Here is a 23,963-nt window from a genome sequence, read left to right as displayed (position 1 = left end):
CCCAGCATGATCGACGACAGCTTCTCGGCGGCCGAGAGCGTGGGACTGGCCGACGGGCCGGCCGGCCCTCGGTTGACGGTGATCTCGACGCTCGGGGCCGCCCGGTCCGCCGTGGCGCTCGGCAGGTACTTGGCCGCGACGACACCGCCGGCGGCCAGCAGCACGACGACCGCGGCGGTGACCGGCAGCAGCCGGGAGCGCCGGCGCGGCACCAGTTCGGTGTCGGCCTCCACCGAGGCACCGGCCGCCAGGACGGGAGGCGATCCGGCCAGCAGCCGGTCGAGCAGCTCCCGCGCGCTCGGCCGGGCCGCCGGGTCCTTGTCCAGCGACCGCCCCACCACGTCCCGCAACGATTCCGGCAGCCCGGACAGGTCCGGCGGCTGGGTCAGGATCCGCATCGCGGTGGCCGCCGCCGAGTCGGCCGCGAACGGCGTCCGCCCGGTCGCCGCGAACGCCACCACGGCACCCCAGGCGAAGATGTCCGCCGCCGAGGTCACCGGCCGCCCGTCGGCCGGGTCGAATCGTTCCGGCGCCATGTACGCCACGGTCCCGACCAGCTGATCGGTCCGCGTGTGCTGGCTGGTCGCCTCGAACGCCCGCGCGATCCCGAAGTCGATCACCTTGATCCCGCCGCGCGCGAACAGCACGTTCCCCGGCTTGAGGTCCCGGTGGATCACCCCGGCCCCGTGGATCGCGGTCAGCGCGGTCGCGATGCCCACGGCCACCCCGTGCAGTGCCGCCCCGGACAGCGGCCCGTTGTCCCGCACCTCGGCGGCCAGGCTCGGCCCGTCCACGAACTCGACCACCAGGTACGGCGGCTCGTGATCGGGGTCGGCGTCGAGCACCTCGGCCGTCGAGAACGGCGGCACCTGCTTGGCCCGGTTCACCTCGCTGCGGAACCGGGCGCGGAACTCGGTGTCGTGCGCGAACTCGGGCCGCACCATCTTGATCGCGACGAGCCGCCCGTCCGGGTCCCGCCCCTGGAAGACGGTGCCCATGCCGCCCTCACCGAGCCGGCCGATCAGCTCGTACCGTCCGAGCCGGGTCTCGTCCCCGGGACGTAGCGGCATGCTCATATCGACCTGTACTCCCTCTGGCGGCAACGCGCCGGAGTTTACCCATGCCGATCTCGTGGAGTGCTCAGGACCACGCCGGGCGAGCCGATGAGCCGGGACATGGACCCGAGGACTCTGAACGTGGAACTGACCGCGCTCGAGGAGCAACCGAGGTACGGCATGGACCTGGACGAATGGTTCACCCGCGCCGCCGACATCGAGGCGGCCGCCGCCGCGATCGGGGCCACCGACCTGGAACTGCGGGCGCAGCTGCTGCGCGCGGATCTGGTCGGCCGGCGCGGCGACGTGATCACCAGCGGGCAGATCTGCCGACAGGTCAACGCGTGGGCGGCCGACCACGGCCATCTGCTGCTGCTGACGCTCAGTCATCTGCGGCTGTCGCCGTACTTCGGGCAGCTCGGCGACTATCCGACGGCGCTGGAGCACGCGCTCGGAGCCTTGGAGGCGTTCTCCCGGATGGGGGAGGGGGCTTCGCCGTACCTTCGATGGCGGTGCGTGATGGCGCTGGCCGATGCCCTGGCCGATGTCGAGGACATCGAGGGCGCGCGGCAGCGCTACGCCGAGGCCGAGCGGCTGTCGGTGACTCTCGGGGACATCCGGGCGCGGATCCGGGTGTTCAACAACCTGGCCTACACCGAGCAGGACGTCGGTGACAGCACGAAGGCCGAGGTGGCGGTCGAGCGGATCCTGCGCCTGGCCGCCGAGTACGACCTGACCCTGGACTACAACACTTTGGACACGGTGGCGAACGTGCAGCTCGGAGCGGGACGGTACGAGGACGCGATCACCACGCTGCTGCCGGTGCTCGACGACGAATACGCCAGCGCCTACGAGGAGGTCGGCTCCCGGGCCCTGTGCCTGGTCACGCTCTCGCAGGTGTATCGCCGGGCCGGCGATCTGGCCAAGGCGCAGGACGCGGTCGACCGCTGCCGGCACCTGTGCGAGGACCGTCAGCTGTCCGGGGTCGCCGTCGAGATGCGCCGTGAGCAGGCCGAGATCTGGGCCGACGCGGGCCGGTTCGCCGAGGCGCTCGACGAGTACAAGGCGTTCCACGCCGCCGCGATGGCGCTCACCTCCAGCGAGCGGGACGCCCGGGCGAAGACCCTTCATGCGATGTACGAGGCCGACGAGGCCCGCCGGGCCGGTGCGCGCGCCCAGGAGCTGTCCCTGCGTGACCCGCTGACCGGCCTGTTCAACCGCCGTTTCGTGGACGTGGAGCTGCCGGTCCTGCTCGGGCAGGCGCAGGAGGCGCACACCCCGCTGTCGATCGCGATCGTCGACCTGGATCACTTCAAGCGGATCAACGACACGTGCTCGCACGAGGTCGGTGACCAGGTGCTGCGGCGGATCGCCGAGTTGCTGACCGATGCGGCGGCGCCGGTGAAGGACGCGTTCGCAGCCCGGCTCGGCGGCGAGGAGTTCCTGCTGGTGCTGCCCGGGGCCGACCCCGAGGAGGCGTACGCGTGGGCCGAGCGTCTGCGGATGGCCATCCGCGGCCAGGAGTGGCGGCCGATCACCGGGACCGTTCCGGTGACCGCCAGCATCGGCGTGGCCACGTCCGGGGAGAGCAGCCGCACCCAGGAGGCGCTGCTGCGGCTGGCCGACACGCATCTGTACGCGGCCAAGGAGAGCGGCCGTGACCGCACCGCGGACGGCCCGTTCCACCTGTTGAAACAGGCGTCCTAGCCCATCAGCCGTTCGGCGACACCGGTCGCCTCGAGGACGCGCTGCACCAGCGGCCGGGGGTGGACCAGCACGGCGTCCGCACCCCGGGCCCGGGCCCGCCGGGACACCTCCAGCAGCGCCGCGATCCCGGCACAGTCCAGGAACGTCACGTCGGCGAAGTCGATCACCAGCCGGCGTACGTGATCGTCCCGCAGGGCCGTCGCGGCGGCGGTGTGCACGTGCGGCGCCGCCGCCATGTCCAGTTCCCCGGCCACGACCAGCACACGGGTGTCCGAGTCGCCGCCGGTCACCGAGATGTGCACGGTTACCCGAGCTCGGCCAGGAACGCGTGCGCGGCCGGCGACGACACGGCCGGGGTGACCGCGGCCAGGGTCCAGGTCAGGGCGTCGTCGTCGATCGCCACCGTGCTCAGGCCGGGCCGCGACGCGGTCATCCCGTCCACGACCAGTGCCACGCCCAGTCCCCGGTCGACGAATTCCAGCATGGTCGGCACGTCGTGCACCTCGTGCGGCGCGGTCCGTGGCATCCCGGCCGCCGCGAAGATCCGTTCGAGGTAGTCGTGCCCGCGGGACCCGGGCTGCGCCGTCACCAGTTTCTCCCCGGCCACCTCGCCGCAGGTCACCACCGGTCGCCCGGCGAAGCGGTGGTCGGCCCGGCAGGCCAGCCGGACCCGGCCGCGGGCCAGTTCGCGCACGGTCACCCCGGCCGGCGGGATCGGTGGCAGCGAGACGATGGCCAGGTCGAGCCGCCGCCCGAGCACCCGGTCGAGCAGCCCGTCCGACGTGTCGTTGGTGTAGCGGACCTCGACCTGCGGGAAGCGGGCGGCGAACCGTTCCAGCGCGGTCGCCTGATCGAGCAGCCCGGGTGTGGGTATGCCGCCGATCGCGAGGAAGCCGCGGGCCACACCGTCGACCGCGCTGCGGGCCGCGGCGGCCGCGCTCAATGTCGCGCGGGCCTGCGGCAGCAGCGCGGAACCGGCGGTGGTGAGGGTGACCCGGCGGGTGGTCCGGGCGAACAGTTCGGCGCCGAGGTCGGCCTCCAGGGCGCGGATCGACGTGGACAGCCCGGACGGGGCGATCCGGCAGCGGGCGGCGGCGCGGGCGAAGACTCCCTCCTCGGCCACCGCCACGAAGTGCTCCAGCTGCCGTAACTCCATCGCGTTGTCCCTCGTCCCGGCACAATGAACCACGACAGTTCCGGGACCGAGCATAATCGGCGCGACCGGCCGACGCCGGTGATTGCTCTATGGGAGTACCAGGACGATCCGGCCTTTTCCCTGGTCGGCGGCTTGCCGTTCCCACGCGGAGGTGACATCGGCGAATGGCACGCTTTCGTGGTCGACGGTCAGCCGCCCGGCCGCCGCGTGCTCGGCGATCTCGGTGAGGACGGCGGCTCGCACCTCGACCGGCAGCGCGTTGTTCGTGTAGCCGATGACCTGCAGCGATCCTCCGCGCAGGGTCGCCGAGTCGATCGGCGCGGTCGGCCCGGCCGACGAGCCGAGGTTGACCAGCCGGCCATCCGGTCGCAGCACGCGCAGTGCGGCCGCCGCCGGTGCTCCGAAGATCGGATCGACGACGAGGTCGGCCGGCCCGTCGGTCGCCGCCCGCAGGCGTTCCTCGAATCCGTCCGGCGTCAGCCGCACGGTCGCGTCGGCGCCGAGTTCGGCCGCCCGGGCCAGGGATCGCTCCGAGCGCGCGACCGCGACGACCCGTCGGGCGCCGCCCAGTTTGGCGAGCTGCACGGCGGCCTGCCCGACCACGCCACCGGCGCCGAGCACGACGACCTGCTCACCCTCGGCCAGGCCACCGGCGCGATGCAGAGCGCCGTGCGCCGCCACGGCCGACAGACCCAAGGCCGAGATCAAATGCCAATTGAGACGTACGTCGATGGGCAGGCGCACCACGTCGGCCGCCGGCACCGCGACCACGGACGCCATGCTCCCGTCGCCCGGCCGCATCCCGGCCGCCGTCGCGAACCAGACCGGCGACCCGTCGGCCAGACGACCGACCCCCTGGACCCCGGGCACGTACGGCGTCGACGGCGTACCGAAGTAGCTCACCCCGGAAGCGCAGAGCAGGTCGAGCGGCGTGATCGGCACCGCCACCACGTCGACCAGCAGCTCCCCGCGGGCCGGGACCGGCGCCGGTCTCTGCTCGATGACCGGCGCCTGTCCGCAGGTGGTCAGGACGGCGGCGCTGATCACGTCGCGATGTCCGGGTACGGCATCGACAGGTGCGCGAGCGCCGCCCCGTACGCCTTCTGATATTCGAGGGGTTCTTTGTTGTCCCGTTCGAACATGGCGATGAACAGCGTCAACGTCAGGAACGGGTGCGAGCCGAGCTCGAACAGCCGCACATGGTCGTGCCCGATCAGCGCGTTCCGCTCGTCCTCGGTGAACGCCAGCCACGTGCCGGCCTCACCGGTGTGGCTGTTGAGCAGCGAGTTGGCGACGTTCGCCTCCCACCACGCGACCAGTTCGGCCGGCTCGTGCCGGTAGCGTTCGACCAGCTCGGGGTCGCGGTCCACGGTGAACAGGAACTTGTTCAGCAGATACTTGCTCACGCCGGGCCTCCGTTCGGGTACCAGGTGAAATACGCCTCCATGGTGTGGAACAGGTCGAGCGTGTCGACGTAGTCGGCCTTCACGCCGGCCCCGGCCACGCCCATCATCAGCATGAAGTCCATGAATCCGTGGGTCGCGTTGCCGGGCGAGTGCAGGCTGTCCAGCGTCACCTCGCGCAGACACCCGTCGAGGTCCCCGTTGGCGATCCATTCGACCGCCCGCTGATCGAACTCGGGGTCCGGACCGTGCGGCCCGAACTGCCGCGGCCCGCCCAGTTCCAGCGACAGGTGACCGGTTCCGATCACCGCGACCCGTAGGTGCGACGGCCACTGCTCGATGATCTCCCGGATCGCCTCGCCCAGCTGCACGAACCGTTTCGGCTGGGGCAGCGGCGGCGCGAAGATGTTGGTGTAGATCGGCACGATCGGCAGGTCGGCCTCGGGCCGCAGCGTGATGATCGGGCAGGTCACGCTGTGGTCGATGCGCAGCTCGTTGCTGAACGCCAGGTCGAAACCGGCGTCCAGCCCGGCCCGCAGGATGTGCCCGGACAGGTCCTCCTGGCCCTTCAGGACCATCCGCGGCAGCCCGAACTCGCGTTCCTCGTTGTACCAGTTGGCGTCGTACATCGGCGCCTTGCCGACCAGGAACTGCGGCATGTTGTCCAGCCACAGCTGGTGGAAGTGGTCCGAGCCGACCATCACCAGGACGTCCGGGTTCGCCCTGGTCAGCGTCTCACGGAAGGCGAGGATCTTGCGCGTCCACTCGTCGGCGAACGGCGGCCGGTCCTCACCGGTCGAGGTGCTGGCCCGGTAGTAGAAGGGGTGGTGCGTCGAGGCGATGACCGCGACGATGCTGGCCATGGCATTCCTCCCTTACGGCTCGTAGACGGCGTTGCGGTCGACGGTCAGGTAGATCTGGTTGGCGATCGGGCGGCGCTGTTCCTCGGCGATCTGCCCGAGCAGCCCGGCCGCGCGGGCCAGCAGCGCGAACCCGCGCAGCATCGCCACGGGAAATCCCAGGTCGGCCAGGGCCGCACCGCACACGCCGGCGCCGTTCAGGGGCAAATTCTTTCCGTGTACGCGACCGATCGCCTCGAACAGACGAAGGTGACGTCCGTAGAGGCCCTCCTCGTGCGCGATGCCGATCAGCACCGGGGTGCGCGGGTCCAGGACCTTGTGGACCGGGTGCCCGAGGCCCGGGATCCGGCCCTTGGCGTTGGCGATCGCCTGGCGCGCGATCTCGTCGAAGTCGTCACTATCGGCGTCCTTGAGGGCCGCGGCCAGGAACTTTCCGCAGTCCTCGGTCACGCCCAGGAACCGCGAGCCGCCGCCGAGCAGCCCGGCCGCGAGCGCGCCCTGCAGCGAATCCGGCGCCGAGAGGTACGTGAGCCGGGCCGCGATCGCCGTCGGCGTGAACCCGTGATCGGCCAGGGCCACCAGCACCGCTTCGAAGAGCCGTACCTCCGAAGAAGTCGGACGACGCCCGGCCACCAGCCAGAACGCCAGCTCGCCGAACCCGACCTGGCCCATCAGGTCGGCGGCCAGGTCCTGTCCCAGCAGCGAGATGGTGTCGGCGTCGGACGTGCCGAGCCCGGTCGGAAACCTCAGTTCTTCAGCCATGCGCGGATCTCCTCGCCGTGTTCGTCCAGCCCGGGCGGCGGCAGCTGATACGCCGCCGGCGACTCCGAGAACGTGATCGGGTTACGCACGCTGGGCACCCCGCCGACCGTCACCACCGGCTCCAGTCCGAGCTCCTCGGCGAAGGCCACCCCGCCGTCGATCGTGTTGATCGGCGCGCACGGCACCCCGGCCGCGATCAGGTCCCGGAACCACTCGTCCTTGGTCCTCTTGGTGAGGCGTTCCACCAGGATCGGCCGCAGCTCCTCCCGATTGGCCGTACGGTCCTGATTGCGCCCGAAACGCGGATCGTCCGGCAGCCCCGGCAGGTCGAGCACCTGGCAGAGCTTGCGGAACTGCCCGTCGTTGCCGGCGATCACGATCAGCTCGCCGTCGGCCGTGGGCAGCGGCTCGTACGGGAAGAGGCTCGGATGCGCGTTGCCCATCCGGAACGGGATCGTGCCGCCCGCGACGTACCCGCTGGAGTGGTTGACCAGGCCGGACAGGGCCGAGCTGAGCAGGTTGACCTCGACGTGCTGGCCGCGCCCGGTCTCGGCCCGGCGGTGCAGCGCGGCCAGGATGCCGATGCTCGCGTGCATGCCGGCCATCACGTCGAAGACCGAGATCCCGGCCCGGAACGGCGACCCGTCCGGGTCGCCGGTGAGGCTCATCAGCCCGGAGATGGCCTGGACCATCAGGTCGTACCCGGGCATGGACGCGCCCGCCCCGGTGCCGAAGCCGCTGATGCTGGCGTAGACGACCCCCGCGTTGCCGGCCGCGACGGTGTCGTAGTCGAGCCCGAACCGGGCCAGTCCGCCCGGCCGCATGTTCTCGATCAGCACGTCCGCGCGCCGGGCCAGCTCCTGCGCCGCCGCCCGGTCGTCGTCGTCCTTCAGGTTCAGCGCGATCGACCGCTTGTTGCGGTTGATGCCCAGGTAGTAGGTCGACACGCCGTCGCGGACCGGGGGCATCCAGGTGCGGGTGTCGTCGCCGCCGGGGCCCTCCACCTTGATCACCTGAGCGCCCAGGTCGGCGAGCAGCATCGTCGCGTACGGCCCGGCCAGAACCCGGGAGAAGTCGGCCACGAGCAGGCCGGCCAGGGGGCCCGTGTGGTGCTCGGTCATAAGTACCGCCCGTTCTGCGGACAGGTGTCCGCCGGATCTAGCTTTCGCGGTCGGGACCGCTCTGTCAACGTTCCAGGCTGGGATCCCGTACGGGAAAATGGGTTGATTGAAATCTCGTCGAAACAACTCCTTGACATCGCAAGTGACCGGGGACACTGTTGGACGATCTGAGCTGCCCGCACAGCGGACAGGCGTCCGAAAGAAGGTGACGATGAGCGCTATCTTCCGCAACGGCCTGGTGCTCACCATGGACGACGCGCACACGGTGCTGCCCGGTGCCGACGTCCTGGTGATCGACGACCGCATCGCCGAGGTGGGTCACCACCTCACCGCGCCCGACGGCGCCGAGGAGATCGACGCGACCGGCGGCATCGTGATGCCCGGCATGATCGACACGCATCGGCACATGTGGCAGACCGCGATGCGCGGCTACGGTGCCGACTGGACCCTTACGCAGTACTTCGTCTGGTATTACCTGGAGTCCGGCAAGCTCTTCCGCCCGGAGGACATCTACGCCGGCAACCTGCTCTCGGCGATCGAGGCCATCGACGCCGGCGTCACCACCACTGTCGACTGGTCGCACGGGCTGCAGACCGCGCAGCACGCCGACGCCGCGGTCGACGCGCTCGAAGCCGTCCCCGGGCGGTTCGTGCTGGCCTACGGCAACATCCAGCAGGGCCCGTGGGACTGGACCGCCTCCGACAGTTTCCGCGACTTCGTGCGGCGCCGCGTCGACAGCGGCAAACTCGCCGGGTTCCAGCTGGCCTTCGACGTCACCGGCGACCCGGCGTTCCCGGAGAAGGCCGCGTTCGAGGTCGCCCGCGAACTCGGGGTGCCGGTCACCACCCACGCCGGGGTGTGGGGCGCGACCAACGACGAGGGCATCCGCCTGATGTACGAGAACGGGTTCATGACGCCCGGCACCGTCTACGTCCACGCGGCGACGCTCAGCTCCGACTCGTACCATCGGATCGCCGCCACCGGCGGCAGCGTCTCCGTCTCGACCGAAAGTGAGCAGAGCGCGGGGCAGGGATACCCGCCCACCTGGCAGCTGCGCCGGCACGGGATCCCGGTGTCGCTGTCGATGGACACCAGCGTCTGGTGGAGCGGCGACCTGTTCTCGGCCATGCGCACCACCCTCAGCGCCGACCGCTCCCGCGAACACCTGGAAGCCCACGCCCAACAGCAGACCATCACCAACCACCACCTGCGGGCCGAACAGGTCGTCGACTGGGCGACCCGCGGCGGCGCCCGCTCCCTCGGGATGGACTCGCAGGTCGGCGCGCTCACCCCGGGCCGGCAGGCCGACGTCGTGCTGCTCAAGAACGACGCGTCCCCGGTGATGTTCCCCATCCTCAACCCGTACGGTCACGTGGCCTTCCAGGCCCAGCGCGGCGACGTGCACACGGTCCTGGTCGGCGGCAAGGTCGTCAAACGCGACGGCAAGCTGGTCGGCGTGGATCTGGCCACGGCCCGCGCCAAGGTCGAGGACACCGTCTCCTACCTGCGCGAGACCATGGGCGAGGAAGCCTGGCGGCGCGGCATGAACCCGGACGTCCCGGCGGCCGAACTCTTCGACAACCCGTACCAGTACACCGAGTACGACGCCGGATCCGCGCAATGGAAGCATTGACCGCGTGACCGACATCGGAAGGACCGACTTCATCGAGGCGCTCGCCCGAGGCCTCGAAGTCCTGCGCTCCTTCCGGCCCGGGACCCCGGCGATGACGCTCAGCGAGATCGCCGGGCAGACCGGCCTGGCCCGGCCCACGGTGCGACGGATCCTGATCACCCTGGAAACGCTCGGGTACGTGCGCGGCGCGGGCCGCGGATACGCGCTCACGCCGCGCGTGCTCGAACTCGGCATGGCCTACGTGAACGCGCTGAACATGTGGGACATCGCCCGCCCGCACATGGAGAAACTCGTCGCCCAGACCAACGAGTCCACGTCGATGGCCCAGATGGACGGCAGCGACATCGTCTACGTCGCCCGGGTCGCCGTCCCCAAGATCGTGACCCTGGCGGTGACCATCGGCACCCGCTTCCCGGCCCCGGCCACCTCGATGGGCAAAGTCCTGCTCGCCGCCCTGCCCCCCGGCTCGGTCGACAGCGTCCTGGCCGAGGCGTCCCGCTCCGGCATCAACGCACGCTGGCAGCCGACCCCGGCCGAGTTGGAGGCGTCCCTGCGCGAGGTCCGCGCCAAAGGCTGGGCCCTGGCCGACCAGGACCTGGCCCCGGGCATCCGCTCGGTCGCCACCGGCGTCCGCGACGGCGACGGCCGCGTCGTCGCCGCCATCAACGTGACGGTGCATGCCGCCGAGACCTCGCTCGAAACCCTGATCGAGGACCACCTGCCCAAACTGCTGCGCACGGCCGCCGACATCGGCCACGACTGGGCCCTGGCCGCCGCGGTCCCCTCAACCACGATCTGAACTCCCACCACGGTCCTACCCGAGGACCGCGTCGTCTCCCGCTCGAATACCGACGTCGGTGATGTCACCGGTGCGGACCAGCTCGCGGATGGCCGCGGTCATCGCGGGCAGGCCGGGAGCCGGCACGATCAGCTGGTCGGCGACCCAGAAGTAGCTGCCGTTCGCGGCCTCGCCGCTGTCCTTCCACCGAATGAGCAGCCTGCCGACCTCATCGGCGGTGAGGATCGTCAGCGTCCAGGACGAGCCGTCGGGCAGATCGACGAACGCGTCGACGTTGGCGACCGTGTCGGCGGTGTCCGTGCGGGGATCGAGAAGGAACCGCGCCACGAATGTCGGCTCAGCAATGATCGTGAACGGGGATCCAGCGGTCACGAGCGCAGTTTATGAGGTGGGCAGCTCAGGCGCGGAACGCCTTGACGGTCCACAGCAGGGCGAAGCCGAGCATGAAGAGGGCGACCGCGGCGAGGGCGATCATGATGACGAACGTGCGGGAGTAGGCAGCGATCCGGCGTTTGAGCGGCTCGGATGGCGGCTGCTTGTCGGCCTCGCCGTTGAAGTCGAACACAACCGGACTGTACGTGACTCACGGGCGTGGATCGCTCGGCGAAGGCGCCCCGGCATCCAGTGATGCTGATACATTCGGCCCCCTCATCGGGACAGTTTCGGGGGGATTCTTGTGACTGAGGTGGCGCTGCGACCGATCGTTGATTCCGATCTTGATGCTCTGTTCGAGCAGATGCGGGATCCGGAGTCGGTGCGGATGGCCGGGTTCACGGCCAAGGATCCCGACGATCGGGCAGCGTTCGACGCGCACATGGCGAAGATCAAGGCGTGGCCCGGGGTGGTCAATCGGGCCATCACGCTGGACGGGCGGCTGGTCGGCAGCATCGCAAGCTTCCTGATGGGGGACGACACCGAGTTCACGTACTGGATCGATCGGGCCTTCTGGGGGCAGGGCATCGCCAGTCGCGCGCTCGCGCTGCTGCTCGACGAGGTTCCGGTGCGGCCGGTGCTCGCCCGGGTGGCCGGCGACAACGCCGGGTCGCTGCGGGTGCTGCAGAAGGCCGGTTTCGTGGTCACGGGCACCGAGGTCGGCTTCGCCAACGCCCGGAACGCGGAGATCGAGGAGACGATCCTGCGGCTCGACGGGTGACCGCGGGCGGGGGCTGACGCCGTACGTGCGCATGGTTCGAGCCTGCCCGAAGCGGACCCGGCGGCAAGCCGGGATGTTGACACGGATCGATGTAAGCGATGGGGTGATCTCACGTCCTTCTATGCCCCAGGAGGCTTGATGTCACTCCGAGCCCGTTGGGCGGCCACCGCCGCCCTGCTCATCCTGGGTTCCTCGTTCGCCGCCACCCCGGCCGACGCCGAACCCGCCGCAGCCGCCGCCCCGGCCATCGCACTCAGCAGTGGCGAGCATGCGCTGATCCGTTTCCGCCTGGCCGATCAGGCGGCGCTGGACCGTCTCGTGGTCCAGGGCGCCGATCTCGCGGCCCGGCCGAAGACCGACGCCGGTGCCGTCCTGGCCGATGTCGTCGTCGACGACGTGCAGCTGGCCGACCTGGTCAGGACCGGTGCGGTGCCGGTCCAGCTGATCGAGACCGAGTCGAGCGCGCCCGCGCGGCGCTCGAAACTGGCCGAGACCGCCGACACCCTGCAGTTCCTGCAGGCCTACTGGTGGACTGCTGGCGGTCGCACGTTCCTGCAGACCGAGGTGGCCACCACCGCCACCGACGACCCGGACGTGGAAATTTCCGTGACGTGGACCGCCGCCGACGGCACCACCGGCACGTATCCGCTGGTCCGGTTCGAGGACTCGGGCGAATACCAGTACCACTACGCGTTGCCGCAACCGCTGCCCGGCAAGCCGGTGAAGGTCTCGGCCACGTCCAGCCTCGGTGGGGTGTCCCGCGCGGTGACGCCGTCGGCGTGGCCGGCCGCGACCCCGCCGCCGACGCCCGCCGGTTACCAGCAGGATTTCATCGCCGCCTACATGACCCCGACCGACATCACGGCCCGGATCAAGCGGCTGGCCCGGCAGTACCCGAAGCTGGTCGACGTCATCAACCTACCCAACAAGACCCAAGGCTATCGACGTACGGCGGTGGCCTACCTCGGTGACCCGGCCGTCGCCGCCGTCGTCGTCGAGTCGATCAAGTTCGGTGACCAGGGTATGAACGGCGTGCAGGTCCGCACCGTCGACCCGGGCGCGGCGAACCGTCCGCTGGCCGCGTCCTACGCCGACCGGGTGCTGACCGTCCGTCTCGCCACCGACAGCACCGGCGCGACGATCAGCACCACCGACGACGTCGCCGCGTTCATCACCGCGAAGTATCCGCAGACGTTCCGCGCCTCGGTGGAGAACGGCTCGGCCGGGCTGAGGATGCCGGTGGTCGCGCCGGTCCGGCTCGACGACGGCCTCAAGGGCACCGAGGTGTCGAAGAAGCCGTGGACCGTGCAGGCGCTGCGGATCGGCAAGGTGCGCGACGGGTCCAGGATCGGCGTGCTCGCGTACTCCCAGGAACACGCCCGGGAATGGGCGACCCCGCTCGTCACGCTGGAATTCGCCGAGCGGCTGCTGGCCAATTACGCCACCGACCCGGCGACGAAAGCCCTTGTCGACAACGTCGACGTCTTCATCATTCCGACCGTCAACCCGGACGGCGCGAACTATTCCTTCAACGATTACAACTTCCAGCGCAAGAACCTGGTCGACCACTGCGCCGGCACCAGTCGCGACCCGCGCTACCGCGATTCGTGGGGCGTCGACGTGAACCGTAACTACACGGTCGGCTCCTACTTCGACGGATACGTCGGCGGCAGCGCCAACTGCCTTTCCGGTACGTACGCCGGTACCGGCGAACTGTCCGAGGCGGAGAGCTCCAACGTCATCGCGCTCGCCACCGCGCACCCGAACATCCGGTTCGCTATGAATGTGCACTCCTACGGCGGCTACTTCATGTGGCCGCCCGGCTCCTACCGGGCCGACGGACGGATCACGCTGCCCCGGCCGTCCATCGACGAGTCCAAGTTCTTCCTGGACAGCGCCCGCCGCATCGTCGGCGCCATCGCCTCGTCCCGGGGGACGGTCACCTGGCCGGCCTACACCGGGCCGGTCGCCGACGTTCTCTACTCGGCCGCGGGGAACTCGGCCGACCAGCTCTATTACGAGCTGGGCATCGACGCGTGGGACTTCGAGGTGGGCAACGACATCTGGAACGACACGACCCAGGAATGGGAGGGCGTCGGATTCCAGCCGCCGTACGACGAGGCGCACGCCGAGGCGCAGGAGTATGCGGGCGGTCTGATCGAGCTGGTCCGGGTGGCCAGCGAGGTCCAGGCCCGGGAAGCCGCCGCGACTCGCTGATCCCGGACTCCCGGGAGTGGGCCACCGAGGTGGTCGCCCACTCCCGGGAGGCCTGTGGCCTTCTCCACTTCACTCCGCCCAGGTTGACCTGGGCATTCACATTTTCCGGTCATTCGCAAAGCGATACTTTATGCGTGCGGGTGGAGGAAAATGGAGAATTTTGGGGGGCTCTGGAAGGCAAGTGGAGAGGCATTTGTGGCGCAGATCACATCGCCGCCATTTGCGGGCAGATATATGAGCCGGACTCGCAAAAGCGGGCCTCGTCATAGCCCATTCGGTGGAATGAACGGCGGGCTCGAAAAGATCAATTCGGGCCGAGCCGCGAAGTCCACTCCTCCGAGTCCCTCCACTTCGCACCCCGCGCTCGCCGGCCCGGCGCACGATCCGATTCGGTGAACTACCGTGCTCTCAGCGACCCGCGGCGACCAAGGATCCACGCTTCGACGGCTCGCATTCCGTCAGTGAATCCGGCCGGGCTGAGGCCGTTCGGGCAGGCGAGGAGAAAACTTATGGCAACCAGAGAATCCCATCGCAACCGATCACGGGCGGCGACGCCGGCCATTCATCGGAGAACCTACTTCGTATTCTTTGCGGTTCTCTCGGGCATGGCCGCAGTGATCGCCGGATTGACGGCGTTCATCCTGAAGGCGAGCGGCATGGAAATCGTCACGACGACGGCCGCGACTTTCGCGGCGGCGCTGACGCTTTCGATGACCGGTTATGTGTTCCTCGACCAGCGATCACCGGACACGTGACGAGTCAGGCACAGGGATCGCGGGCGGCGAGTGCGGCCGCGACCGGAATGCCGCGGCGCTCGGCCAGCCGGAGACGGCGGCGGACCTGGGCGCTGGTCCGCGGCCGGAACTTCGGGTCCCGCCCGCAGCCGCACGTTTGGAAACCTTCGTAGCGCAAGCCGGCGGCGAGCACCGCCGCCACGGCGACCCAGCCGGAGGTGTTCCGGTGGCGGGGTGCCGCGAAGTCGTGGCCGGCGAACACCATGGGCACCCGGCATCGTGGACACGGATGCTCCACCGCGTCCCACGGGAGTTTGCTGCTGCGGCGGCACGGCACGCACACGTAGTGAACCTTGTAGAAGACCTCGGCGTACCGGCACATCGGGCCAAGGTAGCGAGACGACCCCGCGAAGTCAGCCGGATTAATCGGGTCAGGTGAGTTGGTAGGTGAAGCGGTCCACCCAGTTGTAGCCGGCGTCCTGTTCGACGGTCCTCCGCAGGATCCGCTCGACGCGGTCGAACGCCGTCGCGCCCATGGCTTCGCGGCTGACGTCGGCGGCGGACCAGACCAGGTGAACCGGCCGGGGAACGTCGGTGCTGAGCCGATCCCACAGCGCGTCCAGGTTGTGGCCGTAGTAGGGACCGAAGTCCAGGAGCGAGGCCGCCTGCCGATGGAAGTCGGCCTCGCTGCGAATCCGGTGGCCGTCGATCTCTACCCGCACCACCCGCACGATACCGGCTCGGTCAGCGACCGGCCGGGGCCGGGCTCACCGGGACGACCGGGTCGCGGCGGCGACGGACGGTGGTGATGACCAGGTCGAAGGCCAGGAACGCCAGCAACGGGACACCGAACAGCGGCAGGAACCAGCCGACCGCGAACAGCACCGGCAGGCCCACGGCGATCGACCACGCCGGCAGGCCGGTCCAGTTGCCACCGGCCGGGGGAGTGCCGGCCAGGGACCGGCGGTCGGTGCGGGTGGGGCGGCGCTGCCACCACATCCGGTAGCCCCAGACGATGACGCAGATCAGGCCCAGGGCCAGGGCCGCGAGCAGGATCTGGTTGGGCAGGCCGAACAGCTGGCCCATGTGGGCGTAGATGCCCCACTGGGTGAGCTTGGCCGGCACCGGCCAGTCGGCGAAGTCGATGCGCTCGACGATCTTCCCGGTGGAGTCGAGGGCGACGCTGTCGCGGCCGACCGGCCAGAGGCTGTCGTTGCCGGAGACGGTCCAGGCGGTGGTCGCGTCGGACGGGACGGTGATCGTGACGGGACCGGTCAGGCCGGCGTCGACGGCGCTGCGGTACACGACGGTGATGGCGGCCGGGTCGACCGCTCCGGCCTCGGCGCCACCCATGGACATGCCGGCGTGGTGGCCGCCGCCGGTGCTCGCGGCGGCGGTGCCGGTCAGGGACGTGGAGACGGCCGGGCGGCTGGCGTCGAGCGAGTCGATCAACGCGCTGAAGTTCGCGCCCGCGTGGTTGGACCAGGTCAGGCCGGTGGCCGAGAGAAACAGGAGGCCGACCGTGATCCACAGGCCGGTGGCCGCGTGCCAGCCCCGGGTGCGGCGGACGCCCTTCTTCGCGGCCAGGTCGGGGACGAGCATGCGGCGCTTGGCCGAGTGCCGTCGCCACCACAGGATCACGCCGCCGAGGGCCAGCACCCACAGCCAGCTGGCGGCCAGCTCCGAGTAGAGGGCGCCGGTGTCGCCCAGGTGCAGGTTCGCGTGCAGGTTGTCGAGCCACTCGTTGAGCGGGGTGGCGGCCCACCACGTGGTCAGCTCGCCGGTGACCGCACCGGTGTACGGGTTCACATATACGGTGCGCTGATGGTCGGCGTCCAGGGACGGGTCGGAGAAGTCGACCTGGGTGGTGACGGAAGGGTCTCCCGTCCGTACCCCCAATAATTCTCCCCCGGGATGAGCGGCCCGGGCCGCGGCGACCTGATCAGCCAGCGGCAGGATCGCGTCGCCCTTGTCGCTCACGGTGAGCTCGGTGCTGTAGACGAGCCGCTCGATCTGCGGGGTGAACGCGTAGAGCATGCCGGTCGTCGCCGCGACCAGCAGGAACGGCGCGACCAGCAGGCCGGCGTAGAAGTGCAGACGCAGCAGCAGCCCGCCGAAGGCGGAAGGTTTCCGCACGGGTGCGCGGAGATCGGGGATCACGGCCATCGGTCGTCCTCGTCAGGTGTCGGAGCGTTGCCCGATAGTCGCCCGAAGGATCCCGATGGTTCCCAGCGATTTCTCAGCCATGGCCGGCGGCGGCTCGGGTTGCCGGATTGAGCTGCGGCTGCCGTGCCCGGCGGCCCATCGTTGAGGAGTGCGGGCAGGCTGGTCACCGCGGAAGTGGTGGCAATTCGTGGCCGTTCCCCTGGCGATCTGGCTGGTCCTGACCGCGAGCGGTACGGCGGCACTGCTGTGGGCGCAGGCCGAGAGCCGCGCCGGCCTGGTGCAGCGGTTCGAGATGAAGCTGGACCTGCTGCGCGATTTCGTCGGCAGCTACGTCGTCGATCTGATCGAACGCGAACGGGCCCAGGCCCGGGCGTTGCTGGCCGACCCGGTGGTGAACCAGCGGGACTTCGACCGGACGGTCGGCGGCTTCGGCTACACGGCCGCTGTACTGCTGGACTCACAGGGGCGACTGCTGCGCGCGGTGCCGGCCGACCCGGCGAGAATCGGACAGGACCTGACCGAGAAGTACGCCCACCTGCGCACCGCCGTCCGCGACCGCCGCCCGGCGGTGTCGTCGGTGGTGCCCTCGGCCATCCGGGGCACGCCGGTCATCGCGTTCGCGGTGCCGTTCCCCACCCCGTCGGGCCGGCGGGTGTTCTCGGGGGCGGTCGCGATCACCGACACCCCGCTGTCGTCGTACCTGGCCACGGCCTGGACGTTCAAGGACATCCGGGTGCAGCTCTCCGACGAGGCCGGCCTGATCGCGGCCGGCAACCGCCCGCTCGACACCACCCGCCCGGCCCTGAGCTCCCGCGACCCCGACCTGGCCCGCGAACTGGCCGCGCACGACCGGGGCCGGTATTGGTCCGGCGGTCACTGGTGGCGCTACGCGGCACTGCGGGTCCCCGGCACGCCGTGGCGGATCTCCGCGACCGTGCCCGAGGGAGTGCTCTTCGGCACGGTGCACGGCAACGAGACCGCCGGACGGGTCGCCGTGATCACCGCGGCCGCCGTCGGACTGCTCGTCGTCGTCGTCGCCGCCCGCGCCCGGCGCAACCGGTGCGAGCTGCAGGCCAGCGAGCAGCGCTTCCGCAAGGTCTTCGACAACTCGCGGATCGGGATGCTGCTGGCCGACCCGCGCGGCCGGTTCCTGCGGGTCAACCCGGCACTGGCCCGGATGCTCGGCCGCCCCACCGGCGAACTGATCGGGCACGTCTTCACCGAATTCACCCACCCCGAGGACACGGCATGCTGCGCCGAGGCGGTCGCCGACTGCTGCGACGGCCGGCTCGACGGCTTCGAACTGCAGAAACGCTACCGCCACGCGGACGGGCACTACCTCGAAGTGGTCGTGACGAGCATCCTGCTCCGGGACGCGGGCGGTCAACCGCAGGTGTTCGCGGCCCAGATCATCGACATGACCGAACGTAACGCGCTGGAGCGCACCCGCGACCAGCAGCAGGCCGAACTGGCCGAGCGGGCCGAGCAGTTGCAGCAGGCCAACGCGCAGATGGCCGACTTCATCACGATGCTCACCCACGACGTCCGGCAGCCGCTGACCGGGATCGTGGCCGGCGGCGAGTTGCTGATCGAGGAGTGGCGCGACCTCTCCAATGAAGATCGGCTTCATTACGTACGGAAAATGACCGCGGCCGGACATCGCGCCGACCAGCTCGTCGAGGAGATCCTCACCCTCGCCCAACTGGACGCCGGTGCCATCGTGGCCCGCCCGGTCGTGCTCGACCTGTCACAGGTCGTGCCCGAGGCGATCGCCGCGCAGGGCCTCACCGCGAACCAGCCGGTCACCGTGCTGGCACCGGACCGGACCATCGCCATCGCCGACCCCACCCACCTGCAGCTGATCCTCGGCAACCTGATCGGCAACGCGGTCAAGTACGGCGCCCCGCCGGTCACCGTCCACGTCATCGGCCGCCCGCAGCACGCCGAGATCCACGTCACCGACAACGGCGAAGGGGTGCCGTCCGCGTTCGTGCCGCACCTGTTCGACCGGTTCGCCCGCGCCGAAACCGGCGTCGCGATCACCAAACCGGGCACCGGACTCGGGCTCTACCTGGTCCGGCAACTGGCCGAAGCGGGCGGGATCAACGTCGGATACCGGCCGCACACACCCCACGGATCGACGTTCGTGCTCACCGTGCCGCGCCCGCACCCGGCCGCGGCCGGGCTGACCGCCGACCCGCGCCGCCGCAACCCGGCCACCACCCCGGTCTGACGTGTACTGCTGGTACACCCATCGCTGGTGACTTCTCCGGCCCGCACCGGGTAGATGTGATGGATACGCACATGATCTGTTCGTAACTGGAGGGCATCATTCTCACCGTCAACGCGATCGCCGCGACCTCGGCCACCGATCCGCTCGTGCGCACCACGATCGAGCGGCGCGACCTCGGACCGCGCGACGTTCTCATCGAGATCCGGTACGCCGGGATCTGCCACTCCGACATCCACACCGTGCGCGGGGAATGGGGCGAAGTTCCGTACCCGCTGACCGTCGGCCACGAGATCGTCGGCGTCGTCGCCGAGATCGGCGCCGAGGTCACCCGGCACGCGCTCGGCGACCGGGTCGGGGTCGGCTGCATGGTCAACTCGTGCCGGGACTGCGACAACTGCCAGGCCGGCCTGGAGCAGTACTGCCTCGCCGGCAACGTCGGCACGTACTCGAGCATCGACCGGGACGGGACCGTCACCCAGGGCGGATACTCGACGCACGTCGTGGTCGACGAGGCCTTCGTGCTGCGGGTGCCCGAGGCGATCCCGTACGAGGCGGCGGCGCCGCTGCTGTGCGCCGGGATCACCACGTACTCGCCGCTGGCCCACTGGAACGCCGGGCCGGGCCGCAAAGTGGCCGTGGTCGGCATGGGCGGACTCGGACACATGGCCGTCAAGATCGCGGCGGCCATGGGAGCCGAGGTGACCGTGCTGTCGCAGACGCTCAGCAAGAAGGACGACGGGCTCGCGTTCGGGGCATCGGCCTACTACGCGACCAGCGACGAGGACACGTTCAAGGCGCTGCGCAACAGCTTCGACCTGATCATCAACACCGTCAGCGCGCCGGTCGACATGCGGGCCTACCTGGGGCTGCTCCGCCTCGACGGGACGCTGGTCAGCGTGGGGGCGCCGCCGGAGCCGCTCCAGGTGCCGGTGTTCGCACTGTTCGGGCAGCGGCGGTCGTTCGCCGGGTCGAACATCGGGGGGATCGCCGAAACCCAGGAGATGCTGGACTTCTGTGCGGAGCACGGGGTGGCGCCGGAGGTCGAGGTGATCGGGGCGGAATCGGTCAACGAGGCGTATGAGCGGGTCCTCAAGTCCGACGTGCGGTACCGCTTCGTGATCGACATCGATTCGCTGCGCTGACGTCTGCCTGCGCAGGCAGCGGCGCCGCCTCCCCGGCCCGCTGCCTGCCCGCCGCTCCCCGCCCACGCCCACCACCCTCCACCGGCTCTCCGCCTTCCATCCGCTCCGCCCTCCACCCGCTCTCCGCCCGCGTCCTCCGCTCGCGGCCTGCACTTTCGCCCGCCGCTTGCCGTCTGCGCCTCGCCCGCCGCTTCGGCTCCGGATCTGCCGCGACTTGCGCCCGTCCTGTGCTCGCTGGCGATGTCCGCTTTTGATTGCGCTAGCTGCCGCCGCTTGCGCCGGTCCTTTGCTTGCGGTGGGCTGCCAGGCGGCCCCCGCGTCGGCGTGCGGTGGTTGCCGCCGCTCGCGCCAATCCTTTGCTTGCGGTGGGTCGCCAGGCGGCCCGCGCTTCGGGTCGCAGTGGTTGCCGCCGCTTGCGCTGCGCCTTTGCGTGCGGTTGCTTCGGAGGTACGTCGTTGGTCGCGGCCCGCTCGCGCCGCAAGCTCCCAGCTGGTGCTGAGGGTTGTCCCGGAGGGCTCGACACAGCCCTCAGCACCAGCTCGCTCGGCTCAGCTGGTGCTGAGGGCTGTTCCGGAGGGCTTGGAGTAGCCGTGGATGCCAGCTCGCTCGGCTCGGCTGGTGCTGAGGGCTGTTCCGGAGGCTTGGAGCAGCCGTGGATGCCAGCTCGGGCGGGTCGGCTGGTGCCGAGGGCTGGTTTGGGTGCTCGACACGACCCTCAGTGCCAGCTCGCTGGGCTCGGCTGGTGGTGAGAGCTGTCTCGGGTGGCTGCGGGGTTCCTGGGCGGCGGCTTGGTGGGCTTGGCTGGTGCTCGGGGGTGGGTCAGCTTGTTTTGGGGAGGGGGACCACCAGCGGGGTGCCGGTTGCAGGGTCGGGGACGACCATGGCCGTGAGGCCGAAGACCTCCGAGAGCAGGTCGACCGTGAAGACTTCGGCCGGGGGGCCTTGGGCGACGATGCGGCCGGCGTGCATGGCGATGACGTGGTCGGCGTAGCGAGCGGCGAGGTTCAGGTCGTGCAGGACCATCACGATGGTGCGGTTCCGCTCGCGGTGCAGGCGGGTGACCAGGTCGAGTACGTCGATCTGGTGGGCCAGGTCGAGGAACGTGGTGGGTTCGTCGAGCAGGAGCATGTCGGTGCCCTGGGCCAGGGCCATCGAGATCCAGGCGCGTTGGCGCTGGCCGCCGGAGAGAGCTTCGACCGGGCGGTCGGCGAAGTCGCGCATGTCGGTCCACTCGAGGGCTTCGGTGACGACGTTCTGGTCGCCGGCCGACCATTGGCGGAACCAGGTCTGGTGTGGGTGGCGACCGCGCATGACCAGGTCGGCGACGGTGAGGCCGTCCGGGGCGACCGGGGATTGGGGGAGCATGGCGACGATTCGGGCTACGTCGCGGGTGGGGATCCGGTCGATGCGGCGGCTGTCCAGGAGGACCTCGCCGGCGAACGGTTTGAGCAGGCGGCCGAGGGCGCGGAGCAGGGTGGACTTGCCGCAGCCGTTCGGGCCGATCACCGCGGTTACTGCTTTATCCGGAATGTCCAGATCTAGTCCGTCCACCACCACGTCATCGCCGTAGCCGAGCCGCAGCCCTCGGGCCTGCAGCCGAGTCCCGGACGACGACGCCGACACGGAATCCGCGGCGGAAGCCGGCGAGAAACCCGCCGCGAAATCGGCCGGGTCGGCCGCGGGGACAAGGTCGGATCGGCCGGCGGCGGGTGCGGAGGCCGCGCCGGGGGAGGGGTCGGCGCGGAGATCCTCGGATGAGGTCATGTGGTCCTCCGGTTGGTGCGGATCAGCAGCCACAGCAGATAGGGGGCGCCGAGGATGGCCGTGACCAGCCCGACCGGGAGTTCGCGGCCGGGCAGGGCGACGCGGGCGACCAGGTCGGCGGCGGAGACGAGCAGGGCGCCGAGGACGGCGGAGACGATCAGCGGCGGGCGTGAGCCTCCGCACAGGCGCAGGGCGATCTGCGGGACGACCAGGGCGACGAATTCGATCGGGCCGGCGGCGGCGACCGCGGCGGCGGCGAGGGCGACGGCGGTCAGGACAACTGCCAACTGCGCCAACTGCAGGCGTACGCCCAGTGACCGGGCCACGTCGTCGCCGAACTGCAATGCCTGCAACGTGAAGGCGGTGGCGACGGCCAGGGGGAGGAGTACCGCCAGGGCCAGGGTGAGGGGCCGCACCTGCACCCAGTCGGCGCCCGCGACCGACCCGTTGAGCCAGATCGTGGCGCGGGTGGCGTCGACGATCTCGGCGCGGATCAGGAACCAGGAGACGCCGCCGTTGACGATCTCGCCGACCCCGATGCCGATCAGCACGAGCCGGTAGCCGTCGACGCCGCGCCGCCAGGCCAGCAGGTAGACGGCGGCGGCGGTGATCAGGCCGCCGGCCAGGGCGGCCAGGGGTACGCCGGTGACCGCGGATCCGCCGAGCACGATCAGCGCGACCGCGCCGAGCGAGGCGCCGTTGGTCACGCCGAGTACGTCCGGGCTGGCCAGCGGGTTGCGGGCGAATGTCTGGGTGAGTGCTCCGGAGACCGCGAGGGCGGCGCCGACCAGCAGCGCGACCAGGATCCGGGGTAGCCGCAGGTCGAGGACGATCAGTTTCTGGGCGGCGGTGCCGCCGCCGAGCAGCGTGGCGACCACGTCGCCGGGCGCGATCGTGAAGCTTCCGTGACTGATACTGAGCACCGCGACGGCGATCACGGCGACCAGCCCGGCGATGCCGACGGCGACCCCGCGCGGTGAGACGGTCGTGGTGAAGCGCCCCGCGCTGAGGACGAGGCGACCGCGAGGCCGTAGCGACGTCGAAGCGGCGGTCACAGCTTCACCGTCCCGGCTCGGCGGCGGACCAGGGCGATGAAGAACGGCGCCCCGACCGACGCGAGGACGATCCCGGTCTGCAGTTCGGCCGGCCGCAGCACGACCCGCCCGATGGTGTCGGCCACCAGCAGCAGGACCGCCCCGGTCAGCGCCGACGCCGGGATCAGCCACCGATGGTCGGGCCCGGTCAGCGTCCGGGCCACGTGCGGCACGATCAGCCCGAGGAAGATGATCGGCCCGCAGGCCGCGGTCGCCGCCCCGGCCAGCAGCACGATCGCGGTCACCCCGACGATCCGGGCCGGCAGGATGCGCTGGCCGAGGGCCCGGGCGACGTCCTCGCCGAGTCCGAGCGCGTTCAGTGCCGGCGCGTTGATCATCGCGAGGACCAGTCCGATGGCGATGAACGGCGCGACCTGGGCCGAGACCGAGGTGTCCCGGCCCGAGATGGAGCCGACCACCCAGAACCGGAAGACGTTGAGGCTGGCGTCGTTGGTCAGCAGCATGGACTGGGTGAACGAGCTGAGCAGCGCGCTCATCGCCAGCCCGGCCAGCGCGAGGGTGACGGGAGTAGGCCCGCCGCGCCCGCCGGCCGCGACCGCGAAGACGGCCAGGCTGGCCAGCAGCGCCCCGGCGAAGGCGAACCAGATGTAGCCGGTGAGCGCGCCGACGCCGAGCTGGATGCCGATGACCACGCAGAACGACGCGCCGGCGGAGATGCCGAGCAGCCCGGGGTCGGCCAGCGGGTTGCGCGTGTGTCCCTGCATCAGGGCACCGGCCGCGCCGAGGGCGAGTCCGGCCAGGACACCGAGGACGGTCCGGGGCAGTCGGAGCTCGTGGACGATGGCGGTGGCCGGCGAGGCCGGGTCGGAGTCGGCCAGGGCGTGCCAGATTTCGCTCGGGCTGAGAGTCTGCGCGCCGATCGACAGGCTCAGCACGACGGCCGCCGCGACCGCGGCGAGCAGGCCGATCAGCGTCCAGCCGCGACGGTGGGAGACCGGCGCCG

23 protein-coding genes and 1 pseudogene are annotated in these 23,963 nt (G+C 70.5%); 8 read left to right on the top strand and 16 right to left on the bottom strand.

The features are described 5' to 3' along the window. Nucleotides 1–332: 332 nt before the first annotated feature. A pseudogene (locus ACSHV8_RS18965) lies at nt 333–998 on the bottom strand (serine/threonine-protein kinase); the annotation flags it as partial. A 177-nt stretch (nt 999–1,175) separates the two neighbouring features. On the opposite strand from ACSHV8_RS18965, the gene ACSHV8_RS18960 reads away from it, so the two are divergent. Then, nucleotides 1,176–2,762 carry a diguanylate cyclase gene (locus ACSHV8_RS18960; RefSeq protein ID WP_436534887.1) on the top strand — a complete coding sequence of 529 codons (1,587 nt, stop codon included), beginning with the start codon at nt 1,176–1,178 and terminating at the stop codon, nt 2,760–2,762. On the opposite strand, the gene ACSHV8_RS18955 is transcribed toward ACSHV8_RS18960, so the two are convergent. The 7 genes from ACSHV8_RS18955 to ACSHV8_RS18925 all read right to left on the bottom strand — a co-directional run bounded on the left by ACSHV8_RS18955 (nt 2,759) and on the right by ACSHV8_RS18925 (nt 8,064). Further along, complete coding sequence (locus ACSHV8_RS18955) at nt 2,759–3,064, bottom strand: STAS domain-containing protein (protein WP_436534886.1); 306 nt, start codon at nt 3,062–3,064, stop codon at nt 2,759–2,761. The two genes, ACSHV8_RS18960 and ACSHV8_RS18955, sit on opposite strands and share 4 nt — an antisense overlap. Before the next feature lie 2 nt (nt 3,065–3,066). Further along, nucleotides 3,067–3,918 carry a LysR family transcriptional regulator gene (locus tag ACSHV8_RS18950; RefSeq protein ID WP_436534885.1) on the bottom strand — a complete coding sequence of 284 codons (852 nt, stop codon included), beginning with the start codon at nt 3,916–3,918 and terminating at the stop codon, nt 3,067–3,069. An 87-nt stretch (nt 3,919–4,005) separates the two neighbouring features. Further along, nucleotides 4,006–4,965, bottom strand: a complete 960-nt coding sequence (locus ACSHV8_RS18945; protein ID WP_436534883.1) for a quinone oxidoreductase family protein — start codon at nt 4,963–4,965, stop codon at nt 4,006–4,008. After that, on the bottom strand, nt 4,962–5,324 hold the full coding sequence (locus ACSHV8_RS18940) for a hypothetical protein (RefSeq protein ID WP_436534881.1): 363 nt from the start codon (nt 5,322–5,324) through the stop codon (nt 4,962–4,964). Before ACSHV8_RS18940 ends, ACSHV8_RS18945 begins: the two co-directional genes overlap by 4 nt. Next, a complete protein-coding gene (locus ACSHV8_RS18935) occupies nt 5,321–6,184 on the bottom strand; it encodes an extradiol ring-cleavage dioxygenase (RefSeq protein ID WP_436534879.1) in 864 nt (287 codons plus the stop codon). The genes ACSHV8_RS18940 and ACSHV8_RS18935 overlap by 4 nt, the downstream gene beginning before the upstream one ends. A gap of 12 nt (nt 6,185–6,196) precedes the next feature. Next, nucleotides 6,197–6,943, bottom strand: coding sequence for a citryl-CoA lyase (locus ACSHV8_RS18930; protein WP_436534877.1), 747 nt, complete (start codon nt 6,941–6,943; stop codon nt 6,197–6,199). Beyond that, on the bottom strand, nt 6,928–8,064 hold the full coding sequence (locus tag ACSHV8_RS18925; protein ID WP_436534875.1) for a CaiB/BaiF CoA transferase family protein: 1,137 nt from the start codon (nt 8,062–8,064) through the stop codon (nt 6,928–6,930). Before ACSHV8_RS18925 ends, ACSHV8_RS18930 begins: the two co-directional genes overlap by 16 nt. Nucleotides 8,065–8,275: 211 nt before the next feature. Here ACSHV8_RS18925 and ACSHV8_RS18920 point away from each other — a divergent pair, with 211 nt between their 5' ends. Then, nucleotides 8,276–9,697, top strand: coding sequence for an amidohydrolase family protein (locus ACSHV8_RS18920; protein ID WP_436534873.1), 1,422 nt, complete (start codon nt 8,276–8,278; stop codon nt 9,695–9,697). A 4-nt stretch (nt 9,698–9,701) separates the two neighbouring features. Next, nucleotides 9,702–10,496, top strand: coding sequence for an IclR family transcriptional regulator domain-containing protein (locus tag ACSHV8_RS18915; RefSeq protein ID WP_436534871.1), 795 nt, complete (start codon nt 9,702–9,704; stop codon nt 10,494–10,496). 15 nt (nt 10,497–10,511) lie between these two features. Here the strand turns inward: ACSHV8_RS18915 and ACSHV8_RS18910 are convergent, their stop codons facing one another. Next, a complete protein-coding gene (locus ACSHV8_RS18910) occupies nt 10,512–10,868 on the bottom strand; it encodes a hypothetical protein (RefSeq protein ID WP_436534869.1) in 357 nt (118 codons plus the stop codon). A 25-nt stretch (nt 10,869–10,893) separates the two neighbouring features. Beyond that, complete coding sequence (locus ACSHV8_RS18905; protein ID WP_436534868.1) at nt 10,894–11,061, bottom strand: hypothetical protein; 168 nt, start codon at nt 11,059–11,061, stop codon at nt 10,894–10,896. 111 nt (nt 11,062–11,172) lie between these two features. On the opposite strand from ACSHV8_RS18905, the gene ACSHV8_RS18900 reads away from it, so the two are divergent. The 3 genes from ACSHV8_RS18900 to ACSHV8_RS18890 all read left to right on the top strand — a co-directional run bounded on the left by ACSHV8_RS18900 (nt 11,173) and on the right by ACSHV8_RS18890 (nt 14,621). Further along, nucleotides 11,173–11,649: a GNAT family N-acetyltransferase gene (locus ACSHV8_RS18900; RefSeq protein ID WP_436534866.1), complete on the top strand. Its 477-nt coding sequence runs from the start codon at nt 11,173–11,175 to the stop codon at nt 11,647–11,649. A 138-nt stretch (nt 11,650–11,787) separates the two neighbouring features. Then, nucleotides 11,788–13,866, top strand: coding sequence for a M14 family zinc carboxypeptidase (locus ACSHV8_RS18895; RefSeq protein ID WP_436534864.1), 2,079 nt, complete (start codon nt 11,788–11,790; stop codon nt 13,864–13,866). 509 nt (nt 13,867–14,375) lie between these two features. After that, nucleotides 14,376–14,621, top strand: a complete 246-nt coding sequence (locus ACSHV8_RS18890; RefSeq protein WP_436534862.1) for a hypothetical protein — start codon at nt 14,376–14,378, stop codon at nt 14,619–14,621. A gap of 4 nt (nt 14,622–14,625) precedes the next feature. Here ACSHV8_RS18890 and ACSHV8_RS18885 read toward each other — a convergent pair whose 3' ends face one another. The 3 genes from ACSHV8_RS18885 to ACSHV8_RS18875 are packed head-to-tail and all read right to left on the bottom strand — an operon-like array spanning nt 14,626 to nt 16,766. Further along, complete coding sequence (locus tag ACSHV8_RS18885) at nt 14,626–14,982, bottom strand: hypothetical protein (RefSeq protein ID WP_436534860.1); 357 nt, start codon at nt 14,980–14,982, stop codon at nt 14,626–14,628. Nucleotides 14,983–15,031: 49 nt separating this feature from the next. Next, nucleotides 15,032–15,322: a barstar family protein gene (locus ACSHV8_RS18880; protein ID WP_436534858.1), complete on the bottom strand. Its 291-nt coding sequence runs from the start codon at nt 15,320–15,322 to the stop codon at nt 15,032–15,034. Between the two features lie 22 nt (nt 15,323–15,344). Then, nucleotides 15,345–16,766, bottom strand: coding sequence for a PepSY-associated TM helix domain-containing protein (locus ACSHV8_RS18875; protein WP_436534856.1), 1,422 nt, complete (start codon nt 16,764–16,766; stop codon nt 15,345–15,347). A gap of 187 nt (nt 16,767–16,953) precedes the next feature. Between ACSHV8_RS18875 and ACSHV8_RS18870 the strand changes: the two genes are divergently transcribed. After that, nucleotides 16,954–18,999, top strand: coding sequence for an ATP-binding protein (locus tag ACSHV8_RS18870; RefSeq protein WP_436534855.1), 2,046 nt, complete (start codon nt 16,954–16,956; stop codon nt 18,997–18,999). Nucleotides 19,000–19,097: 98 nt separating this feature from the next. Then, nucleotides 19,098–20,141 carry an NAD(P)-dependent alcohol dehydrogenase gene (locus ACSHV8_RS18865; protein ID WP_436536822.1) on the top strand — a complete coding sequence of 348 codons (1,044 nt, stop codon included), beginning with the start codon at nt 19,098–19,100 and terminating at the stop codon, nt 20,139–20,141. A gap of 819 nt (nt 20,142–20,960) precedes the next feature. Here ACSHV8_RS18865 and ACSHV8_RS18860 read toward each other — a convergent pair. From ACSHV8_RS18860 to ACSHV8_RS18850, 3 genes are read right to left on the bottom strand one after another with little or no spacing between them, the layout of a single operon-like run. Next, on the bottom strand, nt 20,961–21,905 hold the full coding sequence (locus tag ACSHV8_RS18860) for an ABC transporter ATP-binding protein (RefSeq protein WP_436534854.1): 945 nt from the start codon (nt 21,903–21,905) through the stop codon (nt 20,961–20,963). After that, nucleotides 21,902–22,960, bottom strand: a complete 1,059-nt coding sequence (locus ACSHV8_RS18855; protein WP_436534852.1) for a FecCD family ABC transporter permease — start codon at nt 22,958–22,960, stop codon at nt 21,902–21,904. The genes ACSHV8_RS18860 and ACSHV8_RS18855 overlap by 4 nt, the downstream gene beginning before the upstream one ends. Beyond that, complete coding sequence (locus ACSHV8_RS18850) at nt 22,957–23,931, bottom strand: FecCD family ABC transporter permease (protein WP_436536820.1); 975 nt, start codon at nt 23,929–23,931, stop codon at nt 22,957–22,959. Before ACSHV8_RS18850 ends, ACSHV8_RS18855 begins: the two co-directional genes overlap by 4 nt. Between the last annotated feature and the right edge of the window lie 32 nt (nt 23,932–23,963).

Origin of the sequence: Actinoplanes sp. HUAS TT8, assembly GCF_051380535.1 — a bacterium.
Lineage (GTDB): Bacteria > Actinomycetota > Actinomycetes > Mycobacteriales > Micromonosporaceae > Actinoplanes.
Note: the sequence above shows the minus strand (reverse complement) of the source record. Positions and strands in the feature narration are given on the sequence as shown.